Source organism: Aminobacter sp. NyZ550 (genome assembly GCF_025628925.2).
GTDB lineage: Bacteria > Pseudomonadota > Alphaproteobacteria > Rhizobiales > Rhizobiaceae > Aminobacter > Aminobacter ciceronei.
In genome coordinates, this window is record NZ_CP114190.1 from 1,797,375 (window position 1) to 1,819,109 (window position 21,735).

Below are 21,735 nucleotides of genomic sequence, written 5' to 3' on the forward strand. Positions count from 1 at the left end.
AACAGCGGGGCTTTCTGTTGGTAGCGGCGGGATCAGCCTGATCAGGCGGTGCCATCGAAGACGTGGGCCTTGCCGTGGACACTGATCCGTACGATCGCGCCCACCGTTGGCGCGTCGACGAAGGACCGGCGCAGGATGAGCGGGTGGTTGCCGATAACGGCGGCGTCGGGCGGGTCGAGACTGTTGAGTACACGCAACGCGACAGTGCTTACCGAGCCGGCGAACTCTGCCTCGATGATCTCGCCGAAGACCACGTTGGGTGGCGGATTGGCGACGTCCGCCCGCGACGCCGGCTCAAGGAAGACCTGCTCCGGGCGCAGCATGATACGGGCGACGTCGCGCGGGCTCGTGCTGTCAGCGCCGATGTGGCCGATGGCGCATTCGGCGATGCCGCCTGAGATACGCGCCGGAAGGATGATGCTGTCGCCGAGGAACTCGGCGATCATCCGGTCCTTCGGGCGCAGATAGAGGTCGCGTGGCGCGCCGACCTGCGAGAAGGCGCCGTCGCGCATGACAGCGACCTGGTCGGCGAAAGACAGGGCCTCGGCCTGGTCGTGGGTGACCAAGATCGTGGCGATGCCGGACTGTTCGAGCAGTTCGGCGACGGCCTTGCGCATCGAGGCGCGCAAGCCCGTGTCGAGAGCCGAGAACGGTTCGTCGAGCAGCATCAGGCGCGGCTTGCGCGCCATGGCACGGGCGAGTGCCACGCGTTGCTGCTGGCCGCCGGAGAGCTGGTGCGGGCGGCGCTTGAGGATGCCCCTGTCGAGGCCGACGACATAAGCGAGGTCGGCGATGCGTTCGTCGCGCGCATCCTCGTCGCGTTTCATGCCGAAGCCGATATTGTCGGCGATGCTGAGATGGGGAAACAGCACGCCGTCCTGCGCCACCACGCCGATGCCGCGGCGATGCGCCGGCACGACATCGCCATTGCCCGCGAGTTCGGTCCCATCAAGCACGATGCTGCCGGCATCGGGGGCCTCGAAACCGGCGATGAGGCGCAACAGTGTGGTCTTGCCGCAGCCCGAGGGGCCGACGATGGCGGTGCGGCTTCCGACTGTGACCGCAAGCTCGATGCCGTCGACGGCGGTGACATTGCCATAGGCTTTGCGCAGGCCATGCAGGTGAAGAAAGCTCATCGGCCGGCCATCCGTCGCGACTGTACATAAAGGAGCCAGGTCAAGGGCAGCGACATCACCACCATGATCAGCGCGTAGGGTGCGGCTGCGGCATAGTCGAGTTCGTTGCTCATCGCCCAGAAGGCCATGGCGAGCGTGCGGGTGCCGTTGGGCGCGAGCATCTGGGTGGCGGTGAGTTCATTGGTGATGCCAAGCCCGACCAGGGCAATGCCGGCGGCGGCGCCCGGCGCGGAGAGGCGCACCGTCGTCGACCACAGCGCGCGCAGCGGGCTGCGGCCGAGGCTGCCGGCCGCCTGTTCGAGCTCGACCGGAGCCTGGGCGATGCTGGCGCGTAGCGACACCAGCGCCCGGGGCAGGAACATCAGCGCATAGGCCGCAAGGATGGTGGCGACGGTCTGGTAGAGCGGCATCGCGACACGCACCGTGACCGTGACCAGAGCGAGCGCGATGACCACGCCGGGCAAGGAGCCGACGATGTAGTTGCAGCCTTCGAGCAGGCGCGGCAGTGGGCCTGGGCGGCGGATCGACAGCCACGCCATTGGAATGGCGATGGCGACGGTGAGCAGCGCGCCGCCGAGTGCCAGCACGAGCGTCTGCCACAGCGCGAGGCTAATGACATCGAGGTTCCAGACGCCGGCGCCACCGGCGACGAGCCAGCGGCCGACGGTCAGGAATGGCACGCCGAGCGCCAGTGATGCTGTGATCAGTGGCAAGGCGAGGCAAGGCACGGTGGCGCGGCCGAGGCTTGTGCGCACAGCGGTGCGCGCAGCACCCGAGCCGACGCGGGCGTAGCGCTCGCCGCCGCGCAGCATGGCTTCGAGCGCCAGGAGCACGAGGCAGCAGACGACCAGCACGCCGGCCAACATGTTGGCCGCCGGTCCGTTGAAGGTCGACTGGAACTGGTCGACGATTGCGGTGGTGAAGGTGTCGAAGCGGATGAAGACATAGAGGCCGTATTCGGCAAGCAGGTGCAGGCCAACGAGCAGCGCGCCGCCCAGCACGGCGAGTTTGAGCTGGGGCAGGACGACCCGAAGGAAAACGCGCCAAGGGGTGTTGCCGAGCGAGGCGGCAGCGTCTTCCAGCGCCGGATCGAGCCGGCGCAGCGTCGCTGCCACCGGCAGATAGATGAAGGGAAAATAGGCGATGACCGAAATCAGCACGCCGGCGAAAAGGCCGTGCATGGATGGAAACAGGGTGATCCAGGCATAAGAATGGACGAAGGCGGGAACGGCGAGCGGCGCTACCGACAGCCCCGACCAGAAACGTGCGCCGGGCAAGTCGCTGCGTTCGGTCAGCCAGGCCAGGGCCACCGACAAAAGCACGGTGATCGGCACGACGAGGATGACGAGCGAAAGCGTGTTGACCAAGAGTTCGCCGACGCGTGGCCGGAACACCAGCTGGGCAACTGAGGTCCAGCCGGTCTGGATCGCAACCCAGATGATGAAGCCGAGCGGCAAAAGGGCAAACAGCGACACCAGCACCGCCGCGACCGCGATCCAGGATGTCGGCAGCAGGCGGGACCAGGCTGCGGCTGGGGTCGATGGCCGCGAAGGATGATATTCAGCCGACGAAGGCGTCACTCCAGGCTCCCGGTTCGCCTCGCGGCGAGGAATAGGTGACCATCCGGTGAAGGAATTCCGCCGTCTTGGCAAGCCCTTCAGGTGCAAAAGCTCCCGCGACCGTGTTGCGGGAGCTTGATTGGCGCAGTGGCATTCAGAGCAGCCCGGCCGCCGTCATCAGCTCGGACACCTTCTTGCTGTCGAGCTTCGAGGCCTCGACCTTCGGCGCCTGCAGGTCCTTGAGTGGGGTCAGCGCCGGGTTGGACTCGTCGCCGGTGCCGACGGCATATTCGAAGGAGGTGCCGGTCCTGAGGATGCCCTGGCCGGTCTTGCCGGTGATCCACTTGAGGAACGCCTGGGCTTCCTTGGGATGTTTGCTGGACGCGAGGACCCCACCTCCAGAGATGCTGACGAAGGCGCCAGGATCCTGGTTCTTGAACAGATGCAGCGAGACATTCTTGCTGTTCTCGCCCGTCTTGGCCTGATCGCCATAGTAGTAATAGTGGTAGATCACGGCGCCCTCGACCTCGCCGGCATGGACCGCCTTCATGGCGGTGCTGTTGCCGCGATAGGCGGTGAAATTGGCCTTCATGCCCTTCAGCCATTCGACGGTGGCTGCCTCGCCCTTGAGTTCGAGCAGCGCGCCGACAATGGCCTGGAAATCGGCGCCCGACGGCGAGGCCGCCCAGCGACCCTTCCAGCTCGGATCGGCCAGATCGAGCAGCGATTTCGGCAGCTTGTCGGCGGTGAGCTTGATCTTGTCATAGGCAAAGACGGTGCTGCGCGCGGCAATGCCGGTCCAGTGGCCGTTGGCGGGACGGAATTCCTCGGGCACCTGCGCCAGCGTGTCGGCATCGACAGGCGCGAACAGCCCGGCATTGTCGACCAGCGCCATGGCCGGCGAGTTCTCGGTCAGGAAGACGTCGGCCGGCGACAGCTTGCCTTCGGCGACGATCTGGTTGCCGAACTCGGTGTCGCTGCCCTTGCGGATCGTCACCTTGATGCCGGTTTCCTTGGTGAAGGCTTCGGCCCACTCGTTGGTCAGGCTTTCGTGCTGGGCGTTATAGACGACGATGCCTTCGGCATCCTGCGCCAGAGTGGACGAGGCGTAGAGGGCCAACAGCAGGGCGGCGCTGGTCAAAGCGAAATGGGTGGACTTCACGGGGGCACTCCTTGGAAGCTGAAGGTGTGTGCTGGGCCGGACAGGCGGCAGCAATACATGAGTAGCGTAGTCAACATGGATGGACATGTCGACGCCAGGGAAGGCGTTGGCGAGGCGCATTCGGTGAACGATGCTGGGAGCTGGGCCGTATCGAGAAGGCTGCTGGAAACTTGAGCGAAGTCATTCGCTGTCGCGAAGTCAGACGTTACTCGAACAAGCCAGGCCTGTCGGACTGGTGCTATGTTGATCGCAAGTGGAGAAAGCGTTGGACCCCGACCGCCAGATCAGCCGTTAGCCGGCGTTTCTTGGAAATTTGTGCCGACGCCGCACCGCGTGGCGGGGCGGTCAAGACAATCGGCTGCAATCGTGACCCCGTTCCAGTGGGTCACGATTGCATTACCCCAGGCGATTTTCTTTTGGCCCAGACGATCTGCGGCTAGGCGCTGCGGCTAGGCGCGGCGGTCCCCGAGGATCATTTCGGCTGCCTTCTCGGCGATCATGATGACAGGCGAATTGGTGTTGCCGGAAACGATCGTCGGCATGATCGAGGCGTCGACGACACGCAATCCGTCGAGGCCGTGGACGCGCAGGCGGTCGTCGACCACGGACATTGTGTCAGACCCCATCTTGCAGGTGCCGACCGGGTGGAAGATCGTCGTGCCGATGTCGCCGGCCTTGCGGATGAGATCGGCGTCGCTGTCGTACTGGGTCCCTGGAAGCATTTCCTCAGGCGCGAAGCGCGCGACGGCCCTGGCCTTCATCAGGCGGCGGACATGGCGCAGCGAGGCAATGGCGGTGCTGCGGTCGCCGTCGGTGGAGAGATAGTTCGGCCTGATCTTCGCTGCCTCGCGCGCGTCTGATGAAGCCATGTGCACGCTGCCGCGGCTTTCGGGACGCAGATTGCAGACCGACACGGTGACGGCTGGAAAGCGGTGCAACGGCTCGCCCAGCCGATCAGTGCTGAGCGGCTGAACGTGATATTCGAGATCGGGCGTTTCGAGACGCGGATCGCTCTTGGCGAAAATGCCGAGCTGGCTCGGCGCCATCGACAGCGGGCCGCTGCGCTTCACCGCATATTCGAGCCCCATGGCGGCCCGGCTGAACAGATTGTGGTAGCGCTGGTTGAGCGTCGCCGCCCCCGTTACCTTGAACACGGTCCGGATCTGCAGATGGTCCTGCAGGTTTTCGCCGACGCCGGCCAGCGCGTGACGGATTTCGATGCCGAGGCCTGAAAGCAGCTCGGGCCGGCCGACGCCGGAGAGCTCGAGAATCTTTGGCGAGTTGATGGCGCCGGCGGCGAGGATTGTCTGGCTTGCCTTGACGCGATGCAACTGGCCGTCCTTGCGGAAGACGAGGCCGGTAACGCGCCTGCCGTCGAATTCGAGCTGCTCGGTCTCGGCGCCGGTGACGACGCGCAGGTTGCTGCGGTCGGTTATGCCGCGCAGGAAGGCCTTGGAGGTGTTCCAGCGCACGCCGCCCCGCTGGTTGACCTCGAAATAGCCGGAACCTTCGTTGGTGCCGGTGTTGAAGTCGTCGGTGCGCGGGATACCGAGTTCCTCGGCGGCGTCGCGGAAGGCGTCGAGGATCGGCCAGGACAGGCGTTGTTTTTCGATGCGCCATTCGCCGCCCGACCCGTGCATGGCGCTCTTGCCGGCGTGATGGTCTTCCGACTTCAGGAAGTAAGGCAGCACATCATCCCAACCCCAGCCAACATTGCCGGCCTGGCGCCAGCCATCATAGTCGGCTGCCTGGCCACGCATGTAGATCATGCCGTTGATCGACGAGCAGCCGCCCAGCACCTTGCCCCGGGGGTAGTTCAGGCTGCGGCCATTGAGGCCGGCGTCTGGTTCGGTCTTCATCAGCCAGTCGGTGCGCGGATTGCCCATGCAGTAGAGGTAGCCGATCGGGATGTTGACCCAGTGATAGCGGTCGGAACCACCGGCTTCGAGCAAAAGCACGCGATTGCGGGGATCGGCGGACAGCCGATTGGCAAGCACGCAACCGGCGGAGCCTGCGCCGACGATGACGTAGTCATGGTCGGCAAATGAGGAGGATGCTTCGGTCACTGCGGTGCCTGCTCGGACTGCTCAATGGCGATGCGCTGCCAGATCGGGGCCATCGCCTGGTTGATCTCGCCATACAATCGATAGCGCCTGGCATAAACAGGGGCAATCGCGCCATTGGGCGTATAGTGGCGGGCGGCCGAGGTCATCGCCGTCGCACCTTCAGCATAGTCGGCGAAGAGGCCAAAGCCGGTCGCGGCGGCAATGGCGGCGCCCAGCGCGCCGGTCTCGCGGCTGCGAGCCACGGTGACCGGAACGCCGAGCACGTCGGCGAAGATCTGCGGCCAGACGGCGCTGCGCGAGCCGCCGCCCGACAATGTGACCTCGTCGAAGATGGCACCCGCCTTGCACAAGGTCTCGACGTGGCGCTTGTGCTCGAAGGCAACGCCCTCGAACAAGGCGCGCAACATATGGCCGCGCGTGTGCCAGCCGGCGACGCCGTAGAATCCGGCGCGGGCGTGGCCGTTCTGCTGCGAGCCATAGAGGAAGGGGTGGTAGATCGGAATGTCGCCATCGGGGTCGACAGACGCGACGAGTTCGCTGCACAATTCGAACGGCGAAGCGTCGCCGTCATGGCCATGCTCGAAGAACTCGCGGACGATCCATTCGAGATTGGCGGCCGAGGTGGCACTCGATTCGATCGCCAGATAGCGCCTGGGGTCGAAGGTCGACAGCATGAAAATCGAAGGGTCGCGGATCGGCTCGTCCGTAATGACCTGGTTGATGCTCCAGGTGCCGGCGATGATCGAGGCTGCGCCCGTGCGGGTGACGCCCGAGCCGACAGCGCTGGCAACGACATCGAACAGGCCTGCCACCACTGGCGTGCCGGCTCGCAGGCCGGTCTGGGCCGCGACCTCTGGCGTGACGTGGCCGGCGATCTCGGCCGATTCCAGCACAGGCGGCAGAAGCTCCATGCAGTCGCCAAGCCCGTAAGCGGCAAGCAGGTCTTGAGCGTAGCGGCGGCTGGGCATTTCAAGCAGGCCGCAGCCAGACATATCAGACGTATCGGTGGAGCGTGCGCCGGTCAGCCGGTTGACGACAAAATCCTTGCACAGAAACACCGTGCCGATGCGGCTGAAAAGCTCGGGCGCATGGCGCTTGATCCAGGCGAGCAGGGTGGGCGTCTGTGCCGCCCACGGCTTTTGCAGGCAATGGGCGTAGGTGCGGTCACCGACATTCTGTTCGGCCCATTCGTCGACGATGCCTATGGCGCGCGTGTCGAGCGACTGGATGCCGATCAGCGGAGCGCCGTCGCGGTCGAGCGCATAGAGCCCGTTGCCATGTCCGGCACAGCCGATGGCAACGATGTCACCGGCGTCGATGCCGGCCTGGTCGATGCACTGGCCGATGACGGCAATGGCGTTGCGCCAGAGCTCGTCGAGGTCGCGTTCGACATGGCCTGGCTTCGGCATGCAGGAGCGGCCGTCGCGGGCGGCGAGCGCAAGTTCGCGCCCTGACGTGTCGAAGATGATCGCCTTGATGACGGTGTTGCCCGCATCTAGGCCAAGAATGTACGTGCCCATTGGCTCCTCCCGATGCCGCTGCTTCAAGCCTGCTTGTACAGGTCGAAGGCTGTGGCACCATCCGCGCCGTCGTGGATGATCGCCATCAGTCCGCGAACGACCGCGCTCGGATGGGCATGCTGGTAGATATTGCGACCATAGACCATCCCCATCGCGCCTTGCGACATCAGCGCCGCCGACTTGTCGAAGACTGTGCGCAGATCCTCCTTGCCGCCGCCACGCACCAGGACCGGGCAGCGTGCCGCCTCGACCACGCGGTGGAAGTCGTTGGGATCGGTGGTCGGGTCGGCCTTGATGATGTCGGCGCCCATCTCGCGGGCGAGGCGGGTCAGCGTGACGATCTTTTCGGCATCGCCGTCGACCATGTAGCCGCCGCTCTGGTCGACGGGCAGCATCGCCAGCGGCTCGATCATCAGCGGCAGACCGTATTTCTCGCAGTCGGCGCGGACGCGTGCGATGTTCTGGACGCATTGCCGGAACAGGTCGGGCTCATCCGGCAGCATGAACAGATTGACCACGACGCAGGCCGCATCCATCTCGATCGCACCGAGCAAAGGCTCGGCCTCGTTCTGAAGCACCGCCCACATCGCCCGATGGCGGATCTTGTTGTAGGGATTGCCCATGTCGATGCGCATCACGAGTGCGGGCTTGTCCTTGCCCGGAACGGTCTGCAGCAGGTCGGCCTGGCCGTAGTTCATCTGGATGGCGTCGGGACGAGCCTTGACCAGCTGACCGACGACGCTTGCCATGTCCTCAAGCCCGTTGAGGAAACTCGGTTCGTTGCAGACGCCGTGATCGATGGCGACGTCGAGGCAGCGGCCACCGCCGAACAGCCTGTTCATGCGGACTTTGTGGTTCAGGCGCATAGGGCGCTCCTTTTGTCGTTCGTCTGGGAGAGATCGGAAAGTGCGATGCCGTGCTGATGGGCGAGCAAGGCGAGAAAGGCGCTGCGCTCGGCGGCGGCCTCGGCGGCGCTCCAGCCTTTGTGGTTGGCCAGGATGGCGAGCACGGCCTCGATGAGCTGGAGGTTGAGCCCGCCCGAAATGGCGATGGTTGTGCGGCGCAGGAATATGTCGGCGAGGCATTCGACCTGCTCGCGCTCGACGATCATGCGGATTTCGCCGGTCGAATAGTCGGAGCCCACCAGCATCGGGTCGGAGGCAGCCGCGAAATCGACCGCCGAGGTGCCGTAACGCTCAAGCAGGGCATGCGCGCGTTCGATATTGAGACCGTGCTGTTCCGCCAGCTTTGCGCACCATGCATCCGAGGCGGCGGGAAATTCTCGTCCGCCACCGATGGCGAGGTCCTGGGTGCCGGTATGGCGCGTCAGGCCGAGGCGCTCGAGCGCCATGTCGGCCGCCATCTCGCCGAAGGAGCGGAAGGTCGTCCACTTGCCACCGATCATGCACAAGGTCGCCGGCAGGCCGCCGCTTGGTTCCACGAACTCGCAGAAATGGTCGCGCGGAATGCGCCCGGTGAAGCTGTCGTCGCTGGCAGGCAAGGGGCGCACGCCGGCAAAGCGGAACACGATGTCTTCTTCGGCGATCACGATCGCGGGGAAAACAAAAGCGAGCGACTGCAGGATGTAGCTGCGTTCGTCGTCCTCACAGCGGACCTGGTCGGGATCATCGACGCGGATGTCGGTCGAACCGATCAGCACCTTGCCGAGATAAGGAAACAGGATGCAGATGCGGCCATCCTCGTTCTCGTAATAGACCATGTGGCCGCCAAGCGCGTCATGCAGCTCGGCATTGTCGACGATCAGGTGCGAGCCCTTGGTACCGCCCATCATGCGCGGGGCGGCCGCGCCAATGGCCTTGTTGGTGAGGTCGATCCAACCACCGGTGGCGTTGATGATCAGCTTGGGGCGGAGCTGCAGGACCTCGCCGGTCAAGCTGTCGGTAAGGGCGAGGCCGTCGTTGGATGCGGCGACCGCGGCATAGTTCAGGGCGTGCGCGGTGGGGCTCGATGCCAATGCGTCGAACAACATCTCCAGGCCGAGGCGCTCGGGACGGCTGACCCAGGCGTCGTAATAGGTGGCGGAGCTGCGGATATCGGAATTGATCGCGGGCCATGTCTTGAGTGTTTCGGCACGGCCGCGGAAGCGGTGCTTCGGCATCAATCGCCGTGCTGCCGTGAACAGGTCGTACATGGTCAGTCCGGCCTTGATCACCAGCGCGCCGCGGCGGCTGGGATTGCGCGTCAGGCCGAGGAAGCGGACCGCGCCGTTGGCGATGCCGGAGAAGGTGTCGAAGATCGGCACCGTCGTCGGCAGCGGCGCGACATAGTGCGGGGCGTTCTTGAGCAGCCGGTCGCGCTCGACCAGCGATTCACGCACCAACTTGAACTCGCCGTTTTCGAGATAGCGAAGCCCGCCATGCACCATGCGCGACAGTGCAGCACTGGCGCCTGAGCAATAGTCGCCCTTGTCGGCGAGCACGACGTCGACGCCTTGCAGCGCGAGTTCGCGGAACACCGAGATGCCGTTGATGCCGCCGCCTATCACCAGCACGGCAATATCGGGCCGCTCTCGCAGAGCGGCGAGTGTGTCGTTGCGGTTCATGTGGGCTGTGCCTTTTCGCTCAGGCATCCATGGCGGTGAGATGCGCGGCGATTGCCGTGTCGATGATTGCCAATTCGTTCGTGCCAAGCGTGATCTCGCCGGCCCGTGCATTGTCGAGCGCCTGTTCGGCTGTGCGCGCGCCGCACAAGCCGAAAGTGATACCGGGCTGGGCGAGTGTCCATGCGATGACGATCTGGGCCATCGACGCCTTGTGCTGTTCAGCGACCGGCGCGATGGCCTGCTTGAGCTTTGCCACCTTCTGCCTGTTGGCGGCGGAGAAACGTGGATTGCCCTTGCGCTGGTCATCGCCGGTGAATTCACGCGAGGGATCGATCGTCCCGGTCAACAGGCCGAGTGCCAGCGAGGAGTAGCTGAGCGTGGCGATGTCGTTGCGCTGGGTGATCGGCAGCAGGCTGGTCTCGATCTCACGATCGATCATCGAATAGCGTTCCTGGATCGCGTCGATCTGGCCAGCGGAGACATAAAGCTCGAGGTCCTCGGCGCTGACGTTGGAAGCACCGATGGCGCGGATCTTGCCCGCTGCCTTGAGCTTTTCCAGCGTCGCCATCGTTTCAGCAATCGGCGTCGTCGGATCCTGCCAGTGGGTGATGTAGAGGTCGATGTAGTCGGTGCCGAGGCGGACGAGGCTCTGCTCGATCTCGTGGGCGATGCCGTCGGCGCCGAGATAGCGGTGCACCGGCTTGCCATCCTGGTCGAAGAAGTGGTTGCCCTTGCCGGAATGCCAGTTGAGACCGCATTTGGTGGCGATGACCACCTTGTCGCGCTTACCCTTGATCGCCTTGCCGACAATCTCCTCGCTGCGGCCGAGGCCATAGGCAGGCGCGGTGTCGATCAGGCTGATGCCTGATTCAATCGAGGCTTCGATGGCGCGGATCGAGGCCTGCTCGTCGGTGCCGCCCCACATCCAGCCGCCGATCGCCCAGGTGCCGAGGCCGACGGCCGAAGCAGAGACGCCGGAGCGGCCAATGGGGCGTTGGATCTGTCGGGAGCTCATGCTGCCTCCTGTTCGGCAAGGTCGAGAATCTGGAGGCTTGTCGCCTCGTCGGTGACGATGGTGTCGAGATGGTTGCCGCGCATGGCGCTGAGGATGGGCGCGGCCTTGCTCGGCCCGCTGGCGATGCCGATCGAGCGCGGTATGGTGGCGAATTCATCCAAGGTCAGCGACACCAGCGACCGGTTGAGGGCGTAGCCGCAAAGCTTGCCGCGACTGTCGATCAGGTGGGCGAGCAACTCGCCCGATGCGCCCGACTGCTGGATGGCCTGCCGGTCGGCGCTCGATGATGGGTGCAGGTCGTAATAGCTGGAGTCGTCGGTCAAGATCGAGCCGATGCCGACAACCGCCACATCTGCCTCGCGCGCCTTGCGGAAGACATCGGCAACGGAACGCACGCCCATCAGCATTTCGCGCTGTTCCGGCGTGTCGGCAAACAAGGGCGCATGCACCTGGTAGGCGCGGCCGCCGAGCTTGTCGGCCATCAGCGATGCGACGTGGTTGACGTCGGTGTAGTGCTTGCCCTGGACGAGACCGGTGGCCGGGATGACCTCGACATCATAGCTGCGACCGGGCTTCAGCCCGGCAACAAGTGCGCTGACGCCCTTGCCGCCGGTGATCGAGATGGTGTCGCCATCCTTGATGGTGTCGAGCAGCAGACGGGCGGCGGCCTCGCCGACCCGCTGCAGCGCGGTCTGCGGATTGTCGGATACCGAGGGCACGACGACGGCGCGTTCGATGCCGCCGAGCGCGACAAGACGCGTCTCGATGTCGACGAGATGGTCGATCGGCGACTTGATCTTGATCTCGACGAGGCCGAGCTGGTGGCCGCGCTTGATCAGCCGGTTGACGGTGGCGTGCGAGATGCCGAGTTCTTTGGCGATCTCGGCCTGGGTCTTGCCCTCGACATAGTGGAGCACGAGGGCCTGGTGCATCTGGCGGACGGTCGATATGTCGTCGCGGGTGTTGGGGGGAGCCATGATGGTGTCTCGTGCTTGATGCTCAGGACTTCTTGCGGTGCAGGAAGTGGTCGATGGAGACGGCCGCTAGAAGGATGCAGCCCTTGATCATGTCCTGCCAGTAGACGGAGACGTCGAGCAGGATCAGCGAGCTGGTGACCACCGAGAGCAGTGCCATACCGAGAATGGCGCCGAAGATGGTGCCCGAGCCGCCATTGAGAGATGCGCCGCCGATCACCGCCGCCGCGATGATGTTGAGCTCCATGCCGGCGCCGAAGGTGGGTGTCGCAGCACCAAAGCGGGCCATGTAGATGACACCCGCCAGTCCGGCGAGGGTCGAGCACAGCACCGTCACCCAGAACTTCACCTGCCTGGTTTTGATGCCGGAGAACTGCGCCGCCTTCTCGTTGGAGCCGGTGTAGAATACCTTGCGGAAAGCGGTCGCGCGGCGCAGCAGGAAGTCGAAGATCGCAACGACGACGACGAAGATGATGATGACATAGGGCAGGCCGTGGAAGCTGCCCTGGCCGATCGCCTTGAATTCCGGCGGCAGCGAAAACAGCGACAGCGGCGTGCCCTTGGTGATGACCAGGCACAGGCCGCGGACGATGACCATTGCCGCGAGCGAGGTGATGAAGTGGTTGAGTCCGACCACGGTGACGAAGAAGCCCATGGCAGCGCCGATCAGGGCGCTCGTGCCGATGCCGATCAGGCTTGCTGTCCACGGATCGAGCCCGGCAAGGAACAGCGCGCCCGACACCACCATCGAGAAGCAGACCACCGAGCCGACCGACAGGTCGATGCCGCCGACGATCAGGAGGATAGTCATGCCGACGACGACGATGCCCTCGATCGAGAAGCTCATCAGCATGGCGCGGAAATTGCCCCATGTCAGGAAATGCGGCGAGGCGAAGCTCATGGCGATGCACAGCGCCAGGATGATGACAATCAGGCCGGCCTCGCGCATCGAGGCGAGGCGCGCGAGGTTGATGCGCCCGGCGGTGTCGGGTGCCTTGATCTCGGCGTGCATGAGGGTTTCTCCGGCTTCCCTAGGCGACATGTGCGGCCTGCTTTTCTTGACGTGAAGAATTCTGGACGCCCGAGGCGAGCATGATGATGGCTTCCTCTCCGAGCGCCTCGGCGCCGAGTTCGCCGGCGATGCGGCCCTCGCGCACCACGATCACGCGGTCGCACAGGCCGATCAGCTCCGGCAGTTCCGAGGAGATGACGACGATGCCGGTGCCCTTGGCCGCAAGCTGGCGCAGCAGGCGGTGGATCTCGACCTTGGCGCCGACGTCGATGCCGCGCGTCGGCTCGTCCATGATGATGACCTTGGGGTCGATCGACAGCTGCTTGGCGATCGCCACCTTCTGCTGGTTGCCGCCGCTCAGCGTCGACACCTTGGCGTCGATGCCGGCCATGCGCACGCCGAGGCGCTTGGTCAGGTCGGCCGCTTGGCGGTCTTCCGCCTTGCGGTCGAGCAGGCCCAGCGAACCGGTCAGCTTGCTGAGGTCAAGCGCCGAGACGTTGGCCGCGATCGGCATGTCGAGGAACACGCCCGAGCCCTTACGGTCCTCGGAGAGGTAGACGAGACCGGCCTTGACGGCGTCGCTGTAGCTGGTGACGCGCAAGGGCTGGCCGTCGAGAGTGACGGTACCTGACGTCACCGGCCTCAGGCCGCAAATACTCTGGGCGATCTCGCTGCGGCCGGCGCCGATTAGGCCGCCGATGCCGAGGATTTCGCCGGCACGCAGTTCGAAATTGACGCCGCTGAAACGGTCGCCGTCGGAAAGTCCTTCGACCGACAGCAGCCTGCGGCCGGGTTCTGCCGGCGCCAGCTTGTCGGGATAAAGCTGGGTGATCTCGCGGCCGACCATCTTGCGCACCACGTCGTCGGGCGAACTTTTGGCAATTGGGTCGGTGGCGACGTAGTGGCCGTCACGGAAGACGGTGACGCGGTCGCACAAAGAGAAAATCTCTGCCATGCGATGGCTGATATAGACCACCGAAATGCCACGATCCCTGAGGCCGCGAACAATGGCAAACAGCCGCTGCGCTTCGCTTTCGGTCAGGGCCGCTGTCGGCTCGTCGAGCATCAGCACCTTGCAGTCGAGCGTCAGCGCCTTGGCGATCTCGACGAGCTGCTGGTTGGAAATGGAGAGGTCGGCGACCTTGGTGCGCACCGGAATGGGCGCGAGCAGGTCCATCACCTTCTGCGCGTCGGCATAGAGTTTCTGGAAATTCATCAGCGGCGCGCGACGGGCATTGATCGCGGCCATGTAGATATTTTCGGCGACCGTCGCGTCCTGGCAGAGCGCGATCTCCTGGTGGACGAGCGCGATGCCGAGGCGCTGGGCTGCCGCCGGCGAGGGGATGGACACGGCCGCGCCGTCGATCAGTATCTCGCCGCGGTCGGGCTGCAGCACGCCGGCGATCATGTTCATCAGCGTCGACTTGCCGGCGCCGTTTTCGCCGCACAGCGCATGGATCTCGCCGCGCTTGAGTTCGAACTGCACGTCGCTCAGCGCCTTGACCGGGCCGAACGCCTTGGACAGCCCGCGGATTTCAAGAATGGGCGCTGTGGTCACGCCATGCTCCTGCGATGAACGCTTGCGAGGTGGAAGGGGGCGTAACCCCCCTTCCGACTTGGTCGCCCCGGATGTCGGGGCAGGGCGGTCGAGCTTATTCCTCGATGCCCTTGGTGCCGCGACGCTTGAGGTACTTGTCCCAGTAGAAGTCGTCGGCGTTTTCGGCTGTCACGATGGAGAAGCCATTGTCGACGAAGGGCACGCTCATGCCGTTGGCGCCCGAGCGCTTGGTGTCGTTCATCGGGTCGATCAGGTTGGGGTGCGCGGCCAGCCACAGCAGCATGAAGCCCATGTAGCCCTGCATGCCCTGGTTGGGGTTGACCGAACCGTAGATCTCGCCGGCCTTGATCATGTCGAGGATCTTGGCGTTGACGTCGGCGAGCATGACCTTGATCTTGCCGCCGCCTTCCTTGGCCGCCTGGGCAGCGCCGATGGCCGAGTTGGCTTCCGGCATGAACACCGCACCGAGGTCAGGATGCGCCTGGGCGAGGCTGAGAACGGCCTGATAGGCCTTGGTCGGGTCCTGGTTCGAGGCAGCGCGGCCGACCAGCTTCATGTCGGGCCATTTGGCTTCCATGCGGGCGATGAAGGCCGAGATGCGCTTGTCATGGTTGTCCTGGCCGGGGTTTTCCAGCACAGCATATTCACCCTTGCCGTCCATCGCCTTGGCAACGGCGTCGGCGGCGTAGGTGCCTTCGGCCAGGTTGTCCGACGTGATGAACGAGGTGCGCTTGGAGTTGGGCGAGTCGGCGGCGAAGGTGACGACGGCGGTGCCCTGTTCGATGGCGCGGTTGATCGGCTCGATGAACGGATCGGAGTTCATCGGATGGACCAGGATGCCGGCCGGCTTCTGGGCGAGCGCCTGGTCGAAGGTGGCGATCTGCTTGTTGACGTCGTATTCGGGCGTGCCGGTGTATTCCGTCTCGCAGCCGAACTGCTGGCCGGCCTGCTTGAACATCTCATAGACCGGGAACCAGTATTCGACGCCCGAGACCATGACGTTCATGACGTATTTCTCACCCGGCTCGCACTTGAACGGGTTGGCGTTTTCGGCAAGCGCCTGGGTCGAAGCCAAACAGGTCGACGCAGCCGCCGCGATTGCGAGCGTGCTCAGAAATTTGCGCAAGTTTCCTCCCTTGGCCGAAGCCATCCTCAATGACCGTCGCGGGCGCCCCAGGCGCCGCTATGTGGATTGATTGCCGCCGGACTTCCTCCCGAAAGCCGACGGTCTGGAGATTACAGCTCACCCAGCATATGTCAATAAAATTCATATACTGAAATATATTTCAGATCAAGCCTCGCGATTCTGAATTTGCGCCGGGGCTGGTCGGGTCTCTGTGGTCGCTACAAGCTAGACCTTTGTGCCGGCGTGCTGCCATGGCCAACCTTCGCGGATGAGATTTTTCCACTTGCCAATCCAATTAGAAAATATCACCTTCGCCATGTGATGCATCAGTTGCAAAATCCAGGACATCAAAGTCTGGCTGATCGCTCAATGGAGAGGGTTCTTATGTTTGCCGTCAATCGTCGCGGGTTTATTGTCTCGGCTCTCGCCGCGGGCCTTCTGGCCGGAGCCGCCAGCGGCGCGCTGGCTGAGGACAAGCCGAAGATCGAATTCCTCTATTCGCCCTTTGCCGACTATGCGCCGTTCTTCCTCGCCGAGGACCTCGGCTATTTCGACGAATACGGCGTCGACGTGACCCTGTCGCCGAAGAGCGGCACTGCCGAGACGATCCAGATGCTGGCCTCAGGCAACGTCCAGGCGGGCGCTGCGACCTGGGGTGCCGGGCTGTTCAATTCGATCAATGCGGGCGCCACGGTCGCCATCGTCGCGACCTCGGCCAAGATGCCCGACACGGTGCCGTCGCCGTCGCCCTTCATGGTCTCGCAGAAGGCCTGGGACGAAGGCATCAAGACGGTCGCCGACCTCAAGGGCAAGCGTGTCGGTATTCCAGGGCCTGGCGGCTTTGGCATGTATTCGGTCGCCAAGGCGCTGGAAAAGGGTGGTCTGACCGTCGACGACGTCGAGGCGATCTACCTGCCGCCGCCTGCGACTGCCGCCGCCTTCGCCAATGGCGGCCTCGAGGCCGGCTGGAGCATCGAACCCTTCGCCCTGCAGCTCGAGCGCGAAGGCTTGGGTCGTCGCCTCGTCGAGGACCATACCTTCGGCACCGAACTTGGCTTCATCGCGTTCAACAAGGAGTTCGTGGAGGGCCACGAGGATGCCGTCGTCAATTTCCTCGCTGCCTATCTCAAGGCTGCGCGCCAGCTCGACAATGGCGGTTGGAAGGACGAGAAGGTGCTCGACATCGTCGCCCGCTACACCGGCACGGAAAAATCGCTGCTTCAGGGCATAGCCTACACCATTCGTTCGGAAGACGGGTCGATCGACTTGAACTCGGTGCGTGAGCAGGAGGCATTCTTCCGCCAGCGCGGCGACCTCGAATACAAGGGCGACGTCGACATCTCCTCGGTCTATCGCAGCGACCTGCTGAAGCGCGCCAACGAACTGGTGGGCAAGAAGTGACCCAGGCCGCGTTGCCGCAAGGGGCGGGTACGATGAGCGAAACGGCGATCGAGGTGCGCAACCTCACCAAGGCCTTCTACGACGCCGACAGCGACCGCACGACCGTCGCTGCCTACGAGGTCGAGTTCGAGGTCAAGCGCGGCGAATTCGTCTGCATCGTCGGTCCCAGCGGCTGCGGCAAGACGACGGTGCTGCGCATCCTCGCCGGGCTTGAAAGCAAGCTCGGCGGCAGCATCGACATGCGGAGCGAAAACCCGCCAGCGATGGTGTTCCAGGAGGCGTCGGTGCTGCCCTGGCTCACCGTGCGCGAGAATGTCGGCTTTCCGCTCAGCCTGCAGGGCGTTTCTGCCGAAAAGCGGCGGATGCGCGTCGACGAACTGCTCGAACTGACCGGGCTGACCGACTTTGCCGATGCGCTGCCGCACCGGCTGTCCGGCGGCATGAAGCAGCGCGTCTCGGTGGCGCGCGCGCTTGTCGACGACCGCGAGATCCTGTTGATGGACGAGCCGTTCGGCGCACTCGATGAACAGACGCGGCTGGTGCTGCAGCAGGAATTGCTGCGCATCTGGGAGACGACGGGCAAGACCGTCGTGTTCATCACCCACAGCGTCGACGAAGCGCTGACACTGGCCGACCGGGTGTTGGTGATGTCGCCGCGCCCCGGCACCATTATCGCCGATCTCACTGTCCCCTTCGACCGGCCGCGCGACGTCGTAGAGATGCGCCGCGACAAGCGTTTCTGGGACCTCACCTATGAGGTCTGGCGGCTGTTGGCCTCAACTTCGCCGGAGCGCCACGCATGAGCCTCATCACCGCAAAGCTGACCGAAGAACAGATCCGCCAGCTCAAGGCTCCGGCCCAGCGTGAGCGGCTGTTCCGCACCATCTCCTATTTCAGCCCGATCCTGTTGTTGTTGCTATGGGAGATCGCCTCGCAGCTCAATGTCATCGACCGGCGCTTCTTCCCCCCGCCGAGTGCCATTGCCGGCACCGCCTGGCAGATGATCGCCAGCTTCGAAATCTTCGACCATATCGGTGCCACGCTGCGCCGCGTCTCGGTCGGCTATGTCATGGGTGCCGTACCGGGCATTCTGCTCGGCCTGATCCTCGGCCTGTCGCAGCCGGCGCGGCGGGTGCTCGGGCCGATCTTCGCCGCACTCTATCCGGTGCCGAAGATCGCCATTTTGCCGCTGATCCTGTTGATCTTCGGCGTCGGAGACGCCTCGAAATTCGTCGTCATCGCCATCGGCGTGTTCTTCCTCTTGCTCTACAACACGATGGGCGGGGTGATGCAGACGCCGCAGATCTATCTCGACGTTGCCAAGAACGCCGGCGCTACGCGCTTCCAGACATTTTTCCGCATTGCACTGCCGTCGGCTCTGCCCAACATCTTCACCGGGCTCCGGTTGGCCGCGGGGTCGTCCTACATCATCATCGCGGCGGCGGAATTCCTTGGCGCGCGCAGCGGCGTCGGCTTCTTCATCTGGGCGTCGTGGCAGACCTTTGCGGTGTCGCGCATGTTCGTCGGCATCGTGGTGATCTCGGCCCTGGGTTATCTCACCATTCTCGCGCTCGAGGCGCTGGAACGGCGTTTCGTGCCCTGGGCAAAACACTGAGGGGCTGAGGAGCACAAGCTCATGATCGTCGACGCCGACCCCACCGTGAATGCACCCGTTTCCGAGCGCATCTATCTGGCGCTCCGCCAGGAGATCATGCGTTGCGAGATCGTGCCGGGGACGACGCTTGATGCTGCCTCAATCGCCGGCAAGTACGAGGTGTCGAAGACGCCAGTGCGCGATGCCATGCAGAAGCTTGCCGCCGATGGACTGGTGACGATCCTGCCGCGCAGCGGCTATCGCGTCGCTCCCATCACCTTCCAGGCGGTGCACGACATCCTCGACATGCGCGCCGCGATCGGACCGCATGCGGCGCGGCAGGCGGCACGTTACGCCACGCCGGCGGAAATCGCGCTGCTGCGCCAGATCGTGAGGGAATATGCCGAGCCGATGGATATCGGCACCATGCAGCAGGTGGCTCGGCGCTTTCACCTCGCCATTGCCCGCTGCAGCCGCAATAAGCGTGTCGTCGCGCTTTCGGAGACACTGTTCGACGAGCTCGAACGCCTGCTGCGCTTTGCCATCGATTTCACCGTCAAGGCAGGCGAGCATTCCGACGAGCACACGGCACTGGTCGATGCGATTGCGGCCGGCGACGGCGAGCGGGCCGCGGCGATCGAGTTCGCCCATATCAAGCACTCCAGGGAGTTCCTGATCGAGCGTCTGATGACGCTGGGCTACCTCTCGGCAAGCGAGATCCAGCTTGGCGGCGCAGCGCGGAGCCCGGCCGAATGATCGCGATCCCTGATGCGGCCGGCCGGTTGGCGGCAGCCCTTGGCGGCGGCCCGGCAGCGCAGCTCGCGGCTTCGGCGCTGGTCGAGGCCGATGCGCTCGGCCTGCCGCGTTTCGGCATCGCCATGCTCGACGAATGGACTGTCGATGCAGCGCCGGTGCCGGCACGCGAGAGCTCGCAGGCCATAGGCTGGCTCGACTGTGCCTCATGCTTTGCGCCGCTGGCGGTCGCCAGCGCCACGCTCGACCTTGCCGAGGCCGCCAGGCAGTTCGGCGTCGCCGCGGTGTTCCTGCGCGGTGTCAGGGGCTTTGGCCGGCTCGCACCCTTCGTTCGCCATCTCGCAGATGGCGGCCTGCTCGGCATCGCCGGCGCGGAAGGCCCGCCTTTCGTCGCGTCACATGGCGGTACCCGTCCGGTGATCGGCACCAATCCGCTGGCGCTTGCCATAGGGCAGGGTTCCGAACGCGTCGTCATCGATGTCGCCACCAGCACGGCAACCATGGCCGATATCCGCAACGCCCGTGCTTCGGGCGCGCCCTTGCCTGAGGGGATCGCCCTGGATGGCGAAGGACGGCCGACCAGAATCGCCGCCGAGGTTGCGGCATTGCTGCCGCGTGGCGGCCAGATCGGCTCGCTGCTCGGATTGGTGGTCCAGCTCATGGCCGGCGTCGCGGGTGGCGGCAGGGGAGATCCGAAAGGCCGGGGCGTGTTCCTGCTTGCCTTCGATCCGTCACGCGCGGGTGAAGGCATCGACTGGCAAGCCAGGCTGGCCGGGCTGAAGGGCGACTGGATCGAGGGCGGCGGTCACTGGCCGCGTGGCGGCCGCGCGGCACCCGAGGCCGTGCTGGACGACGATTTCGTCCAGCGTCTCGACACCTCTCTCGCCCGCATGACGATCCAGCCAGGCCGATGACCACGCCGGTCAGCCAGATGCAGAGTTTGTAAGCCAGATGACCACAAAGCCCGTTTCAGCACCTGTCTTATCCATCGATGCCTTGGACGGCCTGATTGACGAGCCGCGGCAGATCGTCGTCTCCGGCCTCGTCCCTGACGAACTCGTCGCCGTCTCTGCCCGCACCGAGCGGGCGCATGGCGTGACCTGGATGAGCCAGGCGACCTTCATGGCGGACGCCGACGGCGTGGTCGACCTGGCCCGCGACGCGCCGGTCGGCGGAGACTATGCCGAAGTTGCAGCCATGGGCCTGATCTGGAGCCAGCAGCCGGTCGACAGCACCAGCGCCGAGCTCTTCGCCGACGATATCATGCAGCCCATGGCGACGACGCTGACAGCCGAAACCGCCGGTGGCGTGCGGGCCGAGGCCAGGCTTTTTCAGGCTTTCGCCGCGCCTGGAGTGGAGCGATGCGAGATCCGCGACGACGGATTGGTCGGCACGCTGTTCACGCCCGCCGGGCCGGGACCGCATCCGGTCGTCATGGTGCTCAACGGCTCGGGCGGCGGCATTAACGAACCGCGCGCAGCACTGCTTGCGTCCCGTGGTTACCAGGCCTTTGCGCTCGGCTACTTCAAGGCGCCGGGGTTGTCGCCCTTCATCACCGAAACACCGCTCGAATATCTCGAGGCCGGCCTGCGCTGGGCGCGTCGAGAGCTCCAGCCGAAAGACGGCTTCGTCGCTGTCAGCGGCCAGTCGCGCGGCGGCGAACTCGCGCTGCTGCTCGGCGCCACGTTCCCTGAACTGGTCTCCGCCGTGATTGCTTTCGTGCCAGGTGCTGTGGTCCATGGCGCCCAGGGCGCGGGCGATCCGGCACGTGGCGGCTGGCAAGGCACGACCTGGACAAGGGGCGGCGTTCCGCTGCCTCATCTGTGGCAGGACAATGCCGCCGTGCACTGGCATCCCTGGGCCGGCGAGGCTCCGCCCAGCCGGCATCACTCGGTCTTCTTCGAAGGCTTGAAGGACACCAAGCTTGCGGCCCGCGCGCGCATTCCAGTCGAGAACATTGCGGGTCCGGTGCTGCTGATCTCGGGCCGTGACGACCGCGCCTGGCCGTCCAGCCTCTATTCCCGCATGGTCGCTTCGGCCTTGCGGAAGCACGACCATCGTCATCTGGTCAGGCATCTCGATTTCGACGATGCCGGTCACGCCATCAACCTGCCGATCGTGCCGTCGACCCAGATCAGTCGCCTGCATCCGGTGTCGAAGGTCCCTTACACCAATGGCGGCACGCCCTCCGGCAATTCGAGGGCCGACACCGGCTCTTGGCGCGGCATGCTCGCCTTCCTGGACGAGATCACCGGGGCCGCCACCCACCAGAATGCCCACGCAAAAAGCTGAATTC

The 21,735-nt window shown here is 64.8% G+C and carries 18 protein-coding genes; 6 read left to right on the plus strand and 12 right to left on the minus strand.

The features are described from left to right. Positions 1-41 precede the first annotated feature (41 nt). The 12 genes from N7E70_RS08975 to N7E70_RS09030 all read right to left on the minus strand — a co-directional run bounded on the left by N7E70_RS08975 (position 42) and on the right by N7E70_RS09030 (position 15,691). Positions 42-1,136, minus strand: coding sequence for an ABC transporter ATP-binding protein (locus tag N7E70_RS08975; protein ID WP_263006113.1), 1,095 nt, complete (start codon positions 1,134-1,136; stop codon positions 42-44). Next, positions 1,133-2,650: an ABC transporter permease gene (locus tag N7E70_RS08980; protein WP_263006166.1), complete on the minus strand. Its 1,518-nt coding sequence runs from the start codon at positions 2,648-2,650 to the stop codon at positions 1,133-1,135. The genes N7E70_RS08975 and N7E70_RS08980 overlap by 4 nt, the downstream gene beginning before the upstream one ends. A 199-nt stretch (positions 2,651-2,849) precedes the next feature. After that, the gene (locus N7E70_RS08985; RefSeq protein ID WP_263006114.1) at positions 2,850-3,857 is read right to left on the minus strand and encodes an iron ABC transporter substrate-binding protein; all 1,008 of its coding nucleotides are present in this window, start codon (positions 3,855-3,857) and stop codon (positions 2,850-2,852) included. Between the two features lie 449 nt (positions 3,858-4,306). Then, positions 4,307-5,923 carry a GMC family oxidoreductase gene (locus N7E70_RS08990; protein ID WP_263006115.1) on the minus strand — a complete coding sequence of 539 codons (1,617 nt, stop codon included), beginning with the start codon at positions 5,921-5,923 and terminating at the stop codon, positions 4,307-4,309. Next, entirely contained in the window at positions 5,920-7,443 is a 1,524-nt protein-coding gene (locus N7E70_RS08995) for an FGGY-family carbohydrate kinase (RefSeq protein WP_263006116.1), read from the minus strand. Before N7E70_RS08995 ends, N7E70_RS08990 begins: the two co-directional genes overlap by 4 nt. A gap of 23 nt (positions 7,444-7,466) precedes the next feature. Continuing rightward, a complete protein-coding gene (locus N7E70_RS09000; RefSeq protein WP_067957897.1) occupies positions 7,467-8,309 on the minus strand; it encodes a class I fructose-bisphosphate aldolase in 843 nt (280 codons plus the stop codon). Next, positions 8,300-10,006, minus strand: coding sequence for a glycerol-3-phosphate dehydrogenase/oxidase (locus N7E70_RS09005; RefSeq protein ID WP_263006117.1), 1,707 nt, complete (start codon positions 10,004-10,006; stop codon positions 8,300-8,302). Before N7E70_RS09005 ends, N7E70_RS09000 begins: the two co-directional genes overlap by 10 nt. A 19-nt stretch (positions 10,007-10,025) precedes the next feature. Next, on the minus strand, positions 10,026-11,021 hold the full coding sequence (locus N7E70_RS09010) for an aldo/keto reductase (RefSeq protein WP_263006118.1): 996 nt from the start codon (positions 11,019-11,021) through the stop codon (positions 10,026-10,028). Continuing rightward, positions 11,018-11,998 (minus strand): sugar-binding transcriptional regulator, encoded by a 981-nt coding sequence (locus N7E70_RS09015; protein ID WP_067957907.1) that lies wholly within the window; start codon positions 11,996-11,998, stop codon positions 11,018-11,020. The genes N7E70_RS09010 and N7E70_RS09015 overlap by 4 nt, the downstream gene beginning before the upstream one ends. Positions 11,999-12,020: 22 nt before the next feature. Beyond that, entirely contained in the window at positions 12,021-13,007 is a 987-nt protein-coding gene (locus tag N7E70_RS09020; RefSeq protein WP_263006119.1) for an ABC transporter permease, read from the minus strand. Between the two features lie 19 nt (positions 13,008-13,026). Beyond that, a complete protein-coding gene (locus tag N7E70_RS09025; protein ID WP_263006120.1) occupies positions 13,027-14,565 on the minus strand; it encodes a sugar ABC transporter ATP-binding protein in 1,539 nt (512 codons plus the stop codon). Between the two features lie 94 nt (positions 14,566-14,659). Then, positions 14,660-15,691, minus strand: a complete 1,032-nt coding sequence (locus N7E70_RS09030; protein WP_263006121.1) for a substrate-binding domain-containing protein — start codon at positions 15,689-15,691, stop codon at positions 14,660-14,662. A 384-nt stretch (positions 15,692-16,075) separates the two neighbouring features. Here N7E70_RS09030 and N7E70_RS09035 point away from each other — a divergent pair, with 384 nt between their 5' ends. From N7E70_RS09035 to N7E70_RS09060, 6 genes are read left to right on the plus strand one after another with little or no spacing between them, the layout of a single operon-like run. Beyond that, positions 16,076-17,092 (plus strand): ABC transporter substrate-binding protein, encoded by a 1,017-nt coding sequence (locus tag N7E70_RS09035; RefSeq protein ID WP_263006122.1) that lies wholly within the window; start codon positions 16,076-16,078, stop codon positions 17,090-17,092. 32 nt (positions 17,093-17,124) lie between these two features. Further along, positions 17,125-17,895: an ABC transporter ATP-binding protein gene (locus tag N7E70_RS09040; RefSeq protein ID WP_263006123.1), complete on the plus strand. Its 771-nt coding sequence runs from the start codon at positions 17,125-17,127 to the stop codon at positions 17,893-17,895. Beyond that, on the plus strand, positions 17,892-18,707 hold the full coding sequence (locus tag N7E70_RS09045; protein WP_067957915.1) for an ABC transporter permease: 816 nt from the start codon (positions 17,892-17,894) through the stop codon (positions 18,705-18,707). The genes N7E70_RS09040 and N7E70_RS09045 overlap by 4 nt, the downstream gene beginning before the upstream one ends. Positions 18,708-18,728: 21 nt before the next feature. After that, on the plus strand, positions 18,729-19,442 hold the full coding sequence (locus N7E70_RS09050; RefSeq protein WP_067957918.1) for a GntR family transcriptional regulator: 714 nt from the start codon (positions 18,729-18,731) through the stop codon (positions 19,440-19,442). Continuing rightward, the gene (locus N7E70_RS09055; RefSeq protein WP_263006124.1) at positions 19,439-20,353 is read left to right on the plus strand and encodes an Ldh family oxidoreductase; all 915 of its coding nucleotides are present in this window, start codon (positions 19,439-19,441) and stop codon (positions 20,351-20,353) included. The genes N7E70_RS09050 and N7E70_RS09055 overlap by 4 nt, the downstream gene beginning before the upstream one ends. A 37-nt stretch (positions 20,354-20,390) precedes the next feature. After that, the gene (locus tag N7E70_RS09060; protein WP_263006125.1) at positions 20,391-21,731 is read left to right on the plus strand and encodes an acyl-CoA thioesterase/BAAT N-terminal domain-containing protein; all 1,341 of its coding nucleotides are present in this window, start codon (positions 20,391-20,393) and stop codon (positions 21,729-21,731) included. Positions 21,732-21,735 lie beyond the last annotated feature (4 nt).